This window comes from Brevibacterium sp. AGC70 (assembly GCF_057334195.1).
The window spans coordinates 469,490-482,779 of sequence record NZ_JBHFIH010000001.1 but is presented as its reverse complement, the minus strand read 5'-3'; the positions used below and the strand labels follow the sequence as shown (position 1 = coordinate 482,779).

At 64.3% G+C, this 13,290-nt stretch carries 12 protein-coding genes; 8 read left to right on the top strand and 4 right to left on the bottom strand.

The window, feature by feature from the left end; all coding sequences use genetic code 11:
- The first annotated feature begins 36 nt into the window (after window positions 1-36).
- Genes ACE03M_RS02155 through ACE03M_RS02140 form a run of 4 tightly spaced genes read left to right on the top strand, consistent with a single transcriptional unit; the run spans window position 37 to window position 3,209 of the window.
- On the top strand, window positions 37-984 hold the full coding sequence (locus tag ACE03M_RS02155; RefSeq protein ID WP_485932536.1) for an aldo/keto reductase: 948 nt from the start codon (window positions 37-39) through the stop codon (window positions 982-984).
- Window positions 981-1,559, top strand: coding sequence for an SRPBCC family protein (locus ACE03M_RS02150; RefSeq protein WP_485932534.1), 579 nt, complete (start codon window positions 981-983; stop codon window positions 1,557-1,559). Before ACE03M_RS02155 ends, ACE03M_RS02150 begins: the two co-directional genes overlap by 4 nt.
- The gene (gene tsaD, locus ACE03M_RS02145; RefSeq protein ID WP_143923501.1) at window positions 1,556-2,635 is read left to right on the top strand and encodes a tRNA (adenosine(37)-N6)-threonylcarbamoyltransferase complex transferase subunit TsaD; all 1,080 of its coding nucleotides are present in this window, start codon (window positions 1,556-1,558) and stop codon (window positions 2,633-2,635) included. The genes ACE03M_RS02150 and tsaD overlap by 4 nt, the downstream gene beginning before the upstream one ends.
- On the top strand, window positions 2,622-3,209 hold the full coding sequence (locus ACE03M_RS02140) for an NUDIX domain-containing protein (RefSeq protein WP_143923500.1): 588 nt from the start codon (window positions 2,622-2,624) through the stop codon (window positions 3,207-3,209). Before tsaD ends, ACE03M_RS02140 begins: the two co-directional genes overlap by 14 nt.
- A gap of 72 nt (window positions 3,210-3,281) precedes the next feature.
- Here the strand turns inward: ACE03M_RS02140 and ACE03M_RS02135 are convergent, their stop codons facing one another.
- From ACE03M_RS02135 to ACE03M_RS02120, 4 genes are all read right to left on the bottom strand, one after another.
- On the bottom strand, window positions 3,282-4,409 hold the full coding sequence (locus ACE03M_RS02135; protein WP_485932532.1) for a glutamate--cysteine ligase: 1,128 nt from the start codon (window positions 4,407-4,409) through the stop codon (window positions 3,282-3,284).
- A 62-nt stretch (window positions 4,410-4,471) separates the two neighbouring features.
- On the bottom strand, window positions 4,472-5,569 hold the full coding sequence (locus ACE03M_RS02130) for an ABC transporter ATP-binding protein (protein WP_485932531.1): 1,098 nt from the start codon (window positions 5,567-5,569) through the stop codon (window positions 4,472-4,474).
- A gap of 8 nt (window positions 5,570-5,577) precedes the next feature.
- The gene (locus ACE03M_RS02125; protein WP_485932530.1) at window positions 5,578-7,212 is read right to left on the bottom strand and encodes a xylulokinase; all 1,635 of its coding nucleotides are present in this window, start codon (window positions 7,210-7,212) and stop codon (window positions 5,578-5,580) included.
- Window positions 7,212-8,246: a sugar-binding transcriptional regulator gene (locus ACE03M_RS02120; protein WP_485932528.1), complete on the bottom strand. Its 1,035-nt coding sequence runs from the start codon at window positions 8,244-8,246 to the stop codon at window positions 7,212-7,214. The genes ACE03M_RS02125 and ACE03M_RS02120 overlap by 1 nt, the downstream gene beginning before the upstream one ends.
- Before the next feature lie 189 nt (window positions 8,247-8,435).
- On the opposite strand from ACE03M_RS02120, the gene ACE03M_RS02115 reads away from it, so the two are divergent.
- From ACE03M_RS02115 to ACE03M_RS02100, 4 genes are all read left to right on the top strand, one after another.
- Entirely contained in the window at window positions 8,436-9,794 is a 1,359-nt protein-coding gene (locus ACE03M_RS02115; protein ID WP_485932526.1) for an ABC transporter substrate-binding protein, read from the top strand.
- Window positions 9,795-9,976: 182 nt separating this feature from the next.
- The gene (locus ACE03M_RS02110) at window positions 9,977-10,822 is read left to right on the top strand and encodes a carbohydrate ABC transporter permease (protein WP_198397101.1); all 846 of its coding nucleotides are present in this window, start codon (window positions 9,977-9,979) and stop codon (window positions 10,820-10,822) included.
- The gene (locus ACE03M_RS02105; protein ID WP_485932524.1) at window positions 10,819-11,721 is read left to right on the top strand and encodes a carbohydrate ABC transporter permease; all 903 of its coding nucleotides are present in this window, start codon (window positions 10,819-10,821) and stop codon (window positions 11,719-11,721) included. The genes ACE03M_RS02110 and ACE03M_RS02105 overlap by 4 nt, the downstream gene beginning before the upstream one ends.
- Entirely contained in the window at window positions 11,721-13,271 is a 1,551-nt protein-coding gene (locus ACE03M_RS02100) for a mannitol dehydrogenase family protein (protein ID WP_485932522.1), read from the top strand. Before ACE03M_RS02105 ends, ACE03M_RS02100 begins: the two co-directional genes overlap by 1 nt.
- Window positions 13,272-13,290 lie beyond the last annotated feature (19 nt).

Genomic DNA, 13,290 nt, shown 5'->3' with positions numbered 1-13,290 from the left:
ACCGCCGCCGACCTGTGCCGAGGGTAGGCTGGAGCCATGGAAAGAGTGCAACTTGCTGACACGAATCTGATGGTCCACCCCCTGCATCTGGGAGGCAATCCCTTCGGCTGGGGTGCTGACCGGGATCAGAGCTTCGCAGTCCTCGACGCCTACGCCGAGGCGGGCGGAAACTTCATCGATACAGCGGATGCCTACTCCGTGTGGGTCGACGGCAACTCCGGCGGCGAGTCGGAGACCATCATCGGCGAATGGATGGCCTCGCGTGGCAACCGCGATGACATGGTCATCGCCACCAAGGTCGGAATGCATCCGAAGCACAAGGGGCTCGACCCAGCCAATATCCGCAAATGCATCGACTCCTCCCTGCGTCGTCTCGGCACGGACCACGTCGACGTCTACTACGCCCACGCCGACGATGAGAGCGTCGATCAGGTGGCGGTGGCGGAGACTTTCGACGCACTGGTGCGCTCCGGGAAGGTCAGCTACCTCGGCGCCTCGAATTTCACCTTGGATCGCCTGCAGTCGGCCATGAAGATCAGCGCGAAGTACTCACTGGCGTGCTACCGCGTCGTCCAGGACCGGTACAACCTCGTGGCTCGCAGTGCGGTGGATGCACAGAAGCAGGCCTACCTGCGGTCCAACGGCATCGCCGAACTGCCCTTCCACTCCTTGGCCTCGGGTTTCCTCACGGGAAAGCACACCGGCGGAGACGCCACCGGAAGCGTGCGCGGTGAACGCGTCGCCGATTTCCTCGAGAACCAAGAGGCACTTCGCGCCCTCGAAATCCTCGACGACGTGGCCTCGGCGCACAACGCAACCATGACCGCAACCACACTGGCCTGGCAGCTGTCACACGATTTCATTCCCTCCACCATCGCCTCGGCGCGGGTCCCCGAGCAGCTGAGCGAACTGCTCGCGGGAACCGAGCTGCAGCTGGCCGAGGACGAGATCACGGCCCTCAACGAAGCATGGGTGGAAGCATGACGAGCACGAGTTCACGCCTTGTGCAATGGGAGAACGGCACCGATCTTGTCATCGAGCTGCCGCTGGCGGTCGACATTGCGACCGTCTGGTCCAAGCTCGTCGACAGCGAAACCGCCAGGTCCTGGTTCGCGTCCTTCACTGTCGATGAAGCCGCAGCCAGCACGGACAGAGATGACTCTGAGAACAGTGACGCAGAAGATCCCAATCCTGCGATCACCTTCGACCTCGGTGAGACCACACTGAACGGTGAGATCCTCAGCTGCGAGGTTGAGGACCATGTCCTCGTCGAGCTCGATGACTTCGGCGTGCTGGGGGTGGCGCTGCTCGCACTCGAACTCACGGACGGGGCTGCGACTCTCCTGATCTTCACCCAATCCGCGCCCGACGTCGAAAGCGCTCGCCTCAAGGCCGCGGACTTCGGACCGATGTGGGACACCCACCTGCGCCTGTTCGCTCGGGTCCTTGGCCTCGACGTCGCCGAGGCCGGTGAGGAAGAGCTGCTTGCGCTCTACGCGGACCTCGAACTCGAGGACAGCGAAACGGACGACAGCGAGGACGGGGCGAACGACATATGAGCGAACCGCTGGTGCTGGGCATCGAATCATCCTGTGACGAAACCGGAGTCGGAATCGTTCGGGGCCGGACGCTGCTGACCAACACGGTCTCCTCCTCGATGGATGAACACGTTCGCTTCGGCGGTGTGGTCCCCGAGGTTGCTTCACGGGCACACGTCCAGGCCATCGGGCCGGCCATCGCCTCGGCCTGCGATCAGGCAGACGTCGCGCTGAGCGACCTCGACGCCATCTCCGTGACCGCTGGGCCCGGCCTCAGCGGTGCGCTGATGGTCGGAGTCGGTGCCGCCAAGGGTCTCGCCGCGGCACTCAACCTGCCGCTCTACGGGGTCAACCACCTCGCCGCACATGTGGCGGTGGACCTCATCGCCACCGACGTCGACGGCCTGACCACGCCGACCATCGCACTCCTCGTCTCCGGTGGGCACACCGAGATCCTGCGCATCGGAGACGTCGTCGATGACATCGAACTCATCGGCGCCACGATCGACGATGCCGCCGGCGAAGCCTTCGACAAGACCGCACGGCTGCTGGGCCTCAACTACCCGGGTGGGCCGAACATCTCCAAGGCCGCTCTCGGAGCGCTCGACGGCAGCGGAATCCCCGGTGACCGCACCGCTGTGAAGTTCCCCCGCGGACTGGCGAAGAAGCAGGATCTGCGCGATCCCGAACGTCGCTTCAACTTCTCGTTCTCCGGACTCAAGACCGCCGCACTGCGCGAGGTCACGAAGGCCGAAACACTGGGCACGGACCTGCGGGTCGCCGACATCGCAGCAGGATTCGAGGACGCCGTCGTCGACGTCCTCGTGACCAAGACCCTGCTGGCGGCGGCCGACACCGGAATCAGCCACGTCGTCCTCGGCGGGGGAGTCGCCGCGAACTCCCACCTGCGCGCGGTCCTCGGAGCCAGATGCGCCGAGGCTGGGGTGGAGCTGAGGGTGCCGCCGTTGAGTCTGTGCACGGACAACGGAGCCATGGTCGCAGCTCTCGGTGCCGAACTCGTCCGCCGTGGAATCGGACCCAGCGACCTGTCATTTGCCGCAGTCTCTTCATTGGATGTCGATCATGTCCTTGTCTGATCCCAACGCCGGCGACCAGAACGCCTACACTCACGAACGCAGCGGTGCCTCACGCGATGAGACCGCATACGGTCCGAACTCGAAGGATCTGCCGGACTACCTGCCGCCTCGGCGATCAGGCGATGGGTGGACTCTCGGCTCGGACGGGCAGAAGCACTGGGGACTCAACGGGGCAGCAGGACTGATGCTGCTTGACCCCGCGCAGGGGATCCTCATGCAGCACCGCGCCCTGTGGTCGGTCGAGGGAGGAACCTGGGGCTTTCCCGGTGGCGCCCGTGACTTGGGCGAATCCGCTCTCGACGCGGCCATCCGGGAGTCCTGGGAAGAAGCAGGTGTCCCCGACAGCGACGCCTCGGGCATCGAAGTTCTCGAGACCCATGTCCTCGATCTCGGGGACTGGTCGTACACCACTGTCATCGCCCGGGCCGTGCGTCATTTCGAACCGGTCATCAGCGATCCTGAGAGCATCGAGCTCGCCTGGGTGCCTATCGATCGGCTCACGGATCTCAAGCTGCACTCAGGTGTCGCTGCGTCCCTGCCGGAATTGCTGGAACTCCTCCGCCCCTACTTGTGAGCACTGCGGCCCACCTGTGGGCATTGCAGCCAGTTGTCCAGCTCCGTTCGGAGCGGAAGCTGGTGTGAATCCTCAGGTATACGAGGTGCGCAGGTCGCTGATCAGACAACGAGTCACCTCTGCGAGTGATTCGCTGTCCTTGAACACGTTCTGCAGCCGCTGATAGGGCACACCGCGGTCGATGATCGAAGTGATGGAGTTCAGTTCGTCGACGCAGCCCAGTCGCTGTGCCACCAGGGCCAGGCGCGTGACCTCATCGGCCAGGCATTCGGTGACCAGGCGTTCATCGGCTTCGGCGTTCTCGATGATGATGGCGTCCATTCCGTAACGGGCGGCACGCCACTTGTTCTCGTCGTGGAACCAGTCCGGCATCGTCGGCAGGGTCTCACCGGCATCGAGGCGAGCGGAGAAGTCGTCGACGAGGCACTGGATGAGGGCCGTGATCGCGGTGATCTCCTCGAGAGTGGGCAGACCGTCGCAGACCCTGACCTCAACAGTTCCCCAGTTCGGGGCGGGACGAATATCCCAGCGGATCTCATTGATGTTGTCGATGATGCCGGTGGTGAGCATGTCGGCCACGTACTTCTCGTAGTCCGACCACGCCTCGAACTGGAACGGCAGTCCCGCGGTCGGCAGCTGCTGGAACATCATCGCCCGATTCGAAGCGTAGCCGGTATCGGTCCCTCCCCAGAAGGGTGATGATGCGCTCAGCGCCTGAAGATGGGGGACGTAGGCGAGGAGGGCGTTGACGATCGGCAGCACCTTGTCGCGGGAGTCGATTCCGACGTGGACGTGTACGCCGAAGATGAGCATGTTCCGACCCCACCACTGGGTGCGGTCGACGAGCTCGAGGTAGCGATCCTTGGCGCGAACCTCCTGGGACTGCCACTGGGCGAACGGGTGCGTGCCAGCGGACATGAGTTCGATCCCACGGTCCTCAGTGAGCGTGCGCAGAGCACCCATGGACGCGGCCAGATCCTCGGCGATTCCGGACACCTGTTTGTGGACACCGGTGACGAGTTCGATCGTGTTCGTGAGCATCTCGCCCACGATCCGCTTCTCGAACTCGGGTGCACGCTGCGCGACATCGGCAAGGAGAACCTCCGCGGCGGAAGTCAGATCAAGGCTGTCCTTGTCCAACAGAGCCAGTTCCCATTCGACTCCAATGGTGGAGCGGGGTGAGCGTGCGAAATCGACCATGGACCGATCATAGTATTCCGCGCCGGGTTTTCTGGCTTCTGACCGCTTATCGGCCGTCACATTCAGGCTGCATGCTCACTCTCATCAGACAGTCGTGCACCGGATTGCGAATCGAAGAGGTGGAGGCGCGAGAGCTCCGGGACGACTCTGACCCTGTCACCTCTGGCCACGCGCGTGCGCCCGCTGACCCTGGCGACGATCGGATTGTCATCGCTGCCGGTCGTCGCCCGACCATGCACGTAGGCATCGGCGCCGAGCTCTTCGATCAGATCCACACTGACTTCCAGGCCGCCGGTCGGCTCGAGGCGGAAGTCCTCCGGTCGAATTCCGGCCGTCACCCGATCAGCCGTGAGCTCCGTCAGCTGCATGCGGCTCAACCGGATCTCGGACTCGCCGAGGTGCAGCGCCCCGTCCTGGAGCGGAAGGTCAATGAGGTTCATCGCCGGAGAGCCCATGAAGCCCGCGACGAAGAGGTTGGCGGGGCGGTCGTAGAGGGCTCTCGGAGTGTCCACTTGCTGCAGCCGTCCGTCAGCGAGCACCGCGACGCGATCGCCCATGGTCATCGCCTCGACCTGGTCGTGGGTGACGTAGACCGTGGTGACGCCGAGGCGGCGGGTGAGCGAGGCGATCTGTGCACGTGTCTGGACCCGCAGTTTGGCATCGAGGTTGGACAGAGGTTCGTCCATGAGGAACACCTGCGGAGAGCGCACGATGGCACGTCCCATGGCCACGCGCTGCCGCTGCCCGCCGGAGAGAGCCTTCGGCTTCCGATCGAGGTAGGGCTCGAGGTCGAGCAGCTGGGCGGCCTCACGGACGCGCTCATTGCGTTCAGCCTTGCCCACACCGGCGATCTTGAGAGCGAAGGCCATGTTCTCTCCGACGCTCATATGTGGGTAGAGCGCATAGTTCTGGAACACCATCGCGATGTCGCGTTCGCGGGGAGAGACCCCGGTGACATCGTCCTCACCGATTCTGATGTGCCCGCCGTCGACAGGTTCGAGGCCTGCGAGCATGCGCAGAGTCGTGGATTTTCCGCAGCCTGAGGGACCGACGAGGACGAGGAACTCGCCATCGGCGATGTCGAGGCTGATCTCGTTGACCGATGGAGTGAGCGCCTCTGGGTACTGGCGCATTGCCTTATCGAACGTGACTGTTGCCATGGTGAATCTCAACCTTCCACGGGTGCGTGGGCACCCGACGATCCGCGGTGATCATTGTCTGAGTTCTCGGCGGCGGGCGTGGTGCCGCCGGTGTTTGTGTTGCCAGCAGTGTCGCCGTTGACGCCGGCATCGGCAGCTTCGCCGGCATCGGCAGTGACGCTGGTGTGGGCGTAAGAGCGGTACTGCTCGCGTACACGTGATGGTCTCGGGTGCAGAGTCGCGACGAGCTCGACCTGCCACCTCGGCGAGGTTCCGGTCAGTGTCCAGGCCGCTTGACGGGCGGCCCCGATGGCCACGTACTCGGCCTGTTCGGGGACGTCGATGGGGACGGTGAAGATGTCTCTGGCCACCTCTCGCACTGCTGGGTTGCGGGCTGCCCCGCCGATGAGGAGCAGCCGTTCGACGCTCAGACCCTGTCGCAGCACCGCCTCGAGTCCGTCGGCCAGTCCGCACAGCATGCCCTCGACGAATGCCCGAGCGACGTTCTCCGGGGACGAATTCGTCAAGGTCATCCCCTCCAGACGGGCTGTCGCATCCGGAAGATTGGGAGTACGCTCGCCCTCGAAATATGGGACGAGGGTGAGGCCGTTAGCCCCAGGTGTCGAGGCCAGTGCCAGCGCAGCCACGTCGGTATGACTGGCGCGCAGCAGCACTGCCGCGGAATCGAGGACGCGGGCGGCGTTGAGCGTGGCGACGAGCGGAAGGCGCCCACCGTCGGCCGAGGCGAATCCGGCGACCATCCCCGAAGGATCGTTGATCTTCAGACGAGTCGGACTGAAGACCGTCCCCGAGGTGCCGATCGAGATGACGACGTCGCCCGGGCCGGCTCCGAGTCCGAGCGCAGCCGCCGCATTGTCCCCGGCACCGGGGCCGACGAGGATGCCGTCGGGTGTGTGACCGGCGCTCTCGTGGGGCCCGAGGACACGAGGCAGGACGACGGGAGCGGTGTGGGGTGCGCTGTCGGGGTCCCAGGGAGCATCGGGTCCGGCAGCCTCCCGTGCTGAGGCACCGAATGCTGTGTGGAAGAGTTCAAGGTCATATTGGCCGGTGACCGCGGAGAAGTACGCGGTTCCGCTGGCATCGGAGGCATCGGTGACGAGCGCCTCGAGGTCAGGGCCCCGTGGGGCGGACGAGCCGCTTGACCCGTAGCCCAACAGCCGCCAGGTCAGCCAGTCATGCGGCAGAGCCACGGCTGCCACGCGGGAGGCATTGTCGGGTTCATGATCGCGCAGCCACCGCAGCTTGGCCCCGGTGAAGGACGCGACAGGAACGATGCCGGCCCGGTCGACGAACTCGTCTGCCCCGATCTCGGCGATGAGTGCCCGCGCTGCCGCGTCGCTGCGCAGATCGTTCCACAGCAGAGCGTCGCGGATGACCTGCCCGTGACTGTCGAGAGTGATGAGGCCGTGCTGCTGTCCGCTGATGCTGACGGCGGCGACATCAGCGAACCCACCTGCGTCAGAGATCGCATCCTGCAGGGCCGACCACCAGGCTTCGGGATCGACCTCCGTCCCGACCGGGTGCGGGGCCGATCCGCTGCGCAGGATCTCACCTGTGGCGGGATCGACGATGACGACCTTGCAGCTCTGCGTCGAGGAATCAACGCCGGCGACCAGTTCGCGCGGTTCGAGGTCGGCAGCCATCACGGCTCCTCGGTCCGCGATGCAGCCTGCATCTGTGCCTTCGAGGCGGCCTGCACGGTGTTCTTCGAAACGGCCTGCGGGGCGGCCTGTGCCCCGGGCGTCGGACTGTCGAGGATCTCTCGGGCCAGCGCCTCGTCGACGATGGCGACATCGAGGATTCCGGCGGCGCAGGCGGCACGGACAGCCTCGGCGCGCTGTGCTCCGCGAGCCACACCGACGGTTGTCGCTGCGTTGCGCAGCTGGTCAAGGGTGACGGCGATGACTCGATCGTCGATCGTGTCGACCTCGGCCCCGGCAGCGTCGAACAGGCGCCCGGAGGCTTCGGCCACCGCACCGTCGGCCAGCCCTGCCGCTCGCTGCTCTGGGCTGCATTTCTCCCAGACCGAGGACTGTTCCTGCGCCCATGCGGCGACCGAGATGACCGCGAGATCGAGATCGTCAGCGGCAGCGAGGGCACTGGAGATCTCAGGCAGGGCACTGAGATCGGCAGCGGTGTCGGCCTCGGTGACCAGGAGTGGAGCTGGAAGTCGAACCATGGTCACGGCGGCATCCTGTCCCAACCGGGCGAAGATCCCGGCGCTGGGCCGATGCGAACCGAGTTGAAGCGCACCGGCGAGCTGGACGATTGTGCAGCGGGGGAGTGCGGGGGCGAATTCTGCGGCTGCGTCGAGTGTGCGTGACCAGGCGAGTCCGATGCGCATCCCCGGGCGGGCATGACGATCGACGTAGGAAAGCGCGGCACGCCCCATTCGCTGTGCGGCGTGGGTCTCGTGTTCGAACTCGACGATGATGGCTGACCTCAGCCCAAGCGTCGTCGCGAGCCGTTCGGCCCTGCCGTCTTCGTGGGCGGCATCGGCTTCGATTGAGATCGTGACGACTCCGCAGTCAACGGCCTCTTGCAGCAGTCGGGCTATCTGGAACCGGCTGAGTCCGTGCGCCTTGGCCAGCTCCACCTTCGAGCTGCCCTGGAGATAGTGCTCTTTGGCCAGCTGAGCCAGGAACCGACGGTGTCTGGCGGTGGGTGTTGTGCTCACGGCTCTCCCTTCCCAACTCACGGAGATCACACTCACAGCGACCAGCCTGCCGCTCATATGTGATCTATTGCACATCTGTTCAGATTATGACACAGTATTGCACATGTGAGCACGGATGCTCATATGTATTTCGTCAAGCACACCCGATGGCGGGCAGCAATCCCGCAATGACGAGGGAAGGCAATTACGATGAAGCAGAAGGTCACGGGCCGGGCTGTCACAGCGGCGGCCATCGGAGTGGTCGGAGCGCTCACACTCGCAGGATGTGGTGGCGCCGGGGGAAGTTCGAGCGGCGGGGGCAACGAAGAAGTCAACGTTCTCATGGTCAACAATCCGCAGATGCAGGACCTGCAGAAGCTCACCGCGGAGCATTTCACCAGTGACACCGGCATCAAGGTCAACTACACGGTGCTGCCGGAGAACGAAGTCCGCGCCAAGATCGGGCAGGAGTTCTCTGCGCAGGCCGGCAACTACGACGTGGCCTCGATGTCGAACTACGAAGTGCCGACCTACGCCAAGAACGGGTGGCTGACTTCGATGGATGAAGGCGTCGTCGATGCCGAGGGATTCAATCAGGACGACATCCTCGCCCCGATGGCCGAATCGATGACCTATGAGGACGAGATCTACGGAGAGCCGTTCTACGGAGAGGGATCCTTCCTGATGTACCGGAAGGACATCTTCGAGAAGGCGGGGGCGACGATGCCGGAGAATCCCACCTGGGAGGAGGTCGCCGATCTGGCAGCCAAGGTCGACGGTGCCGAGAAGGGCACCAAGGGCATCTGCCTGCGCGGCCTTCCCGGATGGGGAGAGATGTTCGCGCCCCTGACATCCGTGGTCAATACCTTCGGCGGAACCTGGTTCGATGAGAATTGGGAGGCACAGGTCGATTCCAAGGAGTTCAAGGAGGCGACGAACTTCTACGTCGATCTCATCAAGGACCACGGCGAATCGGGAGCACCGCAGGCCGGTTACACCGAGTGCCTGACCAACCTCCAGCAGGGCCATGTCGCGATGTGGTACGACTCGACGGCGGCAACGGGAACCCTCGAAGCCGATGACTCACCAGTCAAGGGCAAGATCGGCTATGTCGCAGCCCCGGTGAAGGAGACGAAGTCGAGTTCGTGGCTCTACACGTGGGCCTGGGGAATCCAGAAGGAAGGCAAGAACCAGGATGCCGCCAAGCAGTTCGTGGCGTGGGCCTCGTCACAGGACTATGAAGAGACCGTCGCCGAAGAACTGGGTTGGCAGCATGTGCCCGCGGGCAAACGCACCTCGACCTATGAGAACCCGGACTACCAGAAAGCCGCGGAGCCGTTCTACAAGCAGACCGAGGACGCCATCAACTCGGCAGATCCGAAGAACCCCGGTGTGCAGCCGCGCCCGACTCTCGGAGTGCAGTTCGTGACCATTCCCGAATTCGCCGACCTGGCCACGGGCATCTCCGAGGACGTCAGTTCGGCGATAGCCGGACGCACCACGGTGGACAAGGCGCTTGAGAAGGGGCAGAAGCAAGCAGAGAAGGTCGGAGACAAGTACAAGAAGTAGAAGACGCACTGGGCGGAGGCGTTCGCGTCTCCGCCCAGGCACCCGGTCCCACTGCCACTCATCACCGGAGGTTGTCCATGTCAGCTCCTGCGCAAGATCGCCGCATTCAGGCGGCGCCCGCGCCCACATCGCCCAGACCCGCATCCTCGAGCACTCGAGAGCGGTGGTCGCGGCGAGTCCCCATGCTGCCGGCGCTGATCTTCGTCATCCTCGTCACGCAGATTCCCTTCGCGATCACGATCGTCATCTCGTTCATGAAGTGGAACGCCGCCTATCCCGATGACATCAGCTTCGGCACCCTGCAGAACTACATCACCGTCTTCACGAATGCGGATCTGCTGCGCGCGGTGTTCGTCACCATCGGGCTCACCGTCTCGGTCGTGCTGGTCTCGGCGGTGCTGGGTCTGGCCATCGCGCTTCTCCTTGACCGGAAGTTCATCGGCCGCGGGTTCGTGCGCACGCTGATGATCACCCCGTTCCTGATCGTGCCCGTGGCAGCGGCGCTGCTGTTCAAGCATGCGATCTTCAACCCGTCCTACGGATTGGTCAACGGACTGCTGACCAGCGTCTTCGGTGAGAACGCCCCGCAGCCGGATCTGATGAGCACCTATCCGCTGTTGGGAATCGGCATCGTCCTCGTCTGGCAGTGGACCCCATTCATGATGCTGATCATGCTGGCGGGTCTGCAGTCGCGCCCCATGGATGTCTACGAGGCGGCACTGGTCGACGGCGCCGGACCGGGTCAGACCTTCCGATTCATCACATTGCCGCACCTGCGACGCTATATCGAACTCGCGGCGCTGCTCGGCACCATCTACATCGTGCAGAACTTCGACACCGTCTTCACGATGACCTCGGGCGGACTCGGAACCGCGAATCTGCCCTATGTCATCTACCAGGAATTCTTCGTGGCCCAAGACTATGGAGTCGCCTCCGCCGTCGGCGTCATCGTCGTCATCGCCTCACTTGTCATCGCGACCTTCGCGCTGCGAACCGCGTCCACTCTGCTCAAGGAGGAGAACTCATGAGCATCCCAGACATCACGGCCTCGCCAGGAGCCAATCGTTCCCGGAAGAAGGCGAGCGCGCAGCGACGCCCGGGTCAGCGCCGAATCGGCAAGGTCCTGCTCGGTCTCTTGGCCTGGTTGGTCGGCCTCCTCTTCGTGTCCCCGCTGCTGTGGATGCTGCTGACCAGCCTGCATGCCGAGACCGATGCCTCGACGAACCCGCCCAGCTTCTTCGCGCCGCTGACGCTGGAGTCCTATTCCAACTTCTTCGGCGGCGGCAGCGGCGTCAGCCCCTGGCCTGCTCTCATCAATTCGGCGGTCGCGGCAATCGTGTCCACCCTCATCGTCTTGGTTCTGTCGACCATGGCCGCGTACTCGCTGGCCATTCGTCGGATCCAACGCTGGTCGGACGTGCTCTTCTTCCTGCTCTCGACCAAGATGCTGCCGATGGTCGCGGGACTGCTGCCCGTCTATCTGGTCGCGCAGGCATTCGGCATCCTCGACACCTGGCTCCTGCTCATCATCATCTACTCGGCGATGAACATGCCCATCGCAGTGTGGATGATGCGGTCATTCCTCACCGAGGTGCCGATTGAGGTGCTCGAGGCCGCTGAGCTCGACGGTGCCCGGCTTCCCCGTGTCTTCATGCAGATTCTGCTGCCCCTGACCGCTCCGGGCCTGGCAGCCACGGCCCTCATCTGCTTCATCTTCTCGTGGAACGAACTGCTCTTCGCCAATGTCCTGACCTCGACGGCGGCATCGACGGCGCCCGTGTTCCTCACCAGCTTCGTCACCTCGCAGGGACTGTTCCTGTCCCAGGTGTGCGCGGCCTCGCTGATCATTTCGGTGCCTGTGCTCGTCGCCGGCATCGCCGCCCAGGACAAACTCGTCCAGGGCCTGTCGATGGGTGCAGTGAAGTGATGTCGAATTCCCCGGATTCTGCACACGCTGACCGTGCCCGCTTAGCCGCGGACGTGCTGCCTCTGCACGGATCGAACCTTGACAGGATTGCGGCCCGCGGAGTCACGGTCCCCGACTACGACCGGAGCGCAGTGACTCCGGGCATCGTGCACTTCGGCGTCGGCGGCTTCCACCGGGCCCATATGGCCATGGTCGTCGATGACCTCATGAGCGCGGGACGAGCCGCGGACTGGGGAATCGTGGGTGCCGGCGTCCTGCCTCACGATGTGCGCATGCGAGACGCACTGGCCGGACAGGATCACCTCTACTCGCTGACACTCAAACACCCAGACGGCACCCGCGAACGACGTGTGATCGGATCGATCATCGACTACCGCTACGGCCCCGACGATCCGCAGGGACTCATCGACCTCCTCGGCGACCCGAGGATCCGCATCGTTTCGCTCACCGTCACCGAGGGCGGGTACAACGTCAACCCGGTGACCGGGGAGTTCATCTCCGAGGAGCCGATGATCGTCGCCGATGTGGCCGCATTGGCCGCGGGGGCGCTGCCGGGCACGGTCTTCGGATATGTGATCGAGGCTCTGCGCCGCCGCCGGGATGCTGGTGTGCCCCCATTCACCGTGCAGTCGTGTGACAACATCTCGGAGAACGGCCATGTGGCGAAGAAGATGTTCGGTGCCTTCGCCCGGCTCGTCGACCCCGAGCTCGCCGACTGGATCGACGTCCATGTGGCCTTCCCGAACGCGATGGTCGATCGCATCACCCCGGCCACCACCGATGACGACCGGGCCGATCTGCGTGATGAAGTCGGGATCGAGGACGCCTGGCCTGTGGTCGCCGAACCCTTCTTCCAGTGGGTGCTCGAGGAGAGGTTCACCTCCGGCCGGCCCCCGTACGAACTGGCCGGTGTCCAGGTCGTCGACGATGTCAGACCCTACGAGCATATGAAGCTGCGTCTGCTCAACTCCGGGCATCAGGGGCTGGCCTACTTCGGTCTCCTCGCCGGCTACACCTATGCCCACGAGGCGATGGAGAACCCGGATATCGCGGTCTACCTGCGCAGATACATGGACGAGGAGGGCACTCCGAGCCTTGAACCGCTGCCGGGCATCGACCTCGACGGGTACAAGGACTCTCTCATCGAACGCTTCAGCAATCCCGAGATACGCGACACCTTGGCTCGCCTCGGTGCCGAGTCCTCCGACCGCATTCCCAAATGGCTGGTCCCCGTCATCTGTGACAATCTTGCCTCAGGTGCACCGGTCGAAGTCTCGGCCGCGATCTGCGCATCGTGGGCTCGCTACGCCGAAGGCAGCGATGAGCAGGGGGCGGCGTTCACCATCGTCGATCGCTATGCCGATGAGCTGCAGCAGGTCGCGTCGTCACAGGCCGAGGACATCCTCGCCTTCGTCCGGCAGGAGCAGTTCTTCGGTGCTTTGGCTGACGAGTCCCGCTTCACCGAGCACTACCTGGCGGCTCTGCATTCCCTGCACGAACGAGGTGCTAAGGAGACCGTCCGACGACTCGCCGCCGGAGAGGGGCTCTGAGGCAGCGCCGACGTCCGAA

Excerpts from the sequence above, each read along its gene's own strand:
- ACE03M_RS02155 (WP_485932536.1), top strand. The coding sequence starts at position 37 with ATGGAAAGAGTGCAACTTGCTGACACGAATCTGATGGTCCACCCCCTG.
- ACE03M_RS02150 (WP_485932534.1), top strand. The coding sequence starts at position 981 with ATGACGAGCACGAGTTCACGCCTTGTGCAATGGGAGAACGGCACCGAT.
- tsaD (WP_143923501.1), top strand. The coding sequence starts at position 1,556 with ATGAGCGAACCGCTGGTGCTGGGCATCGAATCATCCTGTGACGAAACC.
- ACE03M_RS02140 (WP_143923500.1), top strand. The coding sequence starts at position 2,622 with ATGTCCTTGTCTGATCCCAACGCCGGCGACCAGAACGCCTACACTCAC.
- ACE03M_RS02135 (WP_485932532.1), bottom strand. The coding sequence starts at position 4,409 with ATGGTCGATTTCGCACGCTCACCCCGCTCCACCATTGGAGTCGAATGG.
- ACE03M_RS02130 (WP_485932531.1), bottom strand. The coding sequence starts at position 5,569 with ATGGCAACAGTCACGTTCGATAAGGCAATGCGCCAGTACCCAGAGGCG.
- ACE03M_RS02125 (WP_485932530.1), bottom strand. The coding sequence starts at position 7,212 with ATGGCTGCCGACCTCGAACCGCGCGAACTGGTCGCCGGCGTTGATTCC.
- ACE03M_RS02115 (WP_485932526.1), top strand. The coding sequence starts at position 8,436 with ATGAAGCAGAAGGTCACGGGCCGGGCTGTCACAGCGGCGGCCATCGGA.
- ACE03M_RS02110 (WP_198397101.1), top strand. The coding sequence starts at position 9,977 with ATGCTGCCGGCGCTGATCTTCGTCATCCTCGTCACGCAGATTCCCTTC.
- ACE03M_RS02105 (WP_485932524.1), top strand. The coding sequence starts at position 10,819 with ATGAGCATCCCAGACATCACGGCCTCGCCAGGAGCCAATCGTTCCCGG.
- ACE03M_RS02100 (WP_485932522.1), top strand. The coding sequence starts at position 11,721 with ATGTCGAATTCCCCGGATTCTGCACACGCTGACCGTGCCCGCTTAGCC.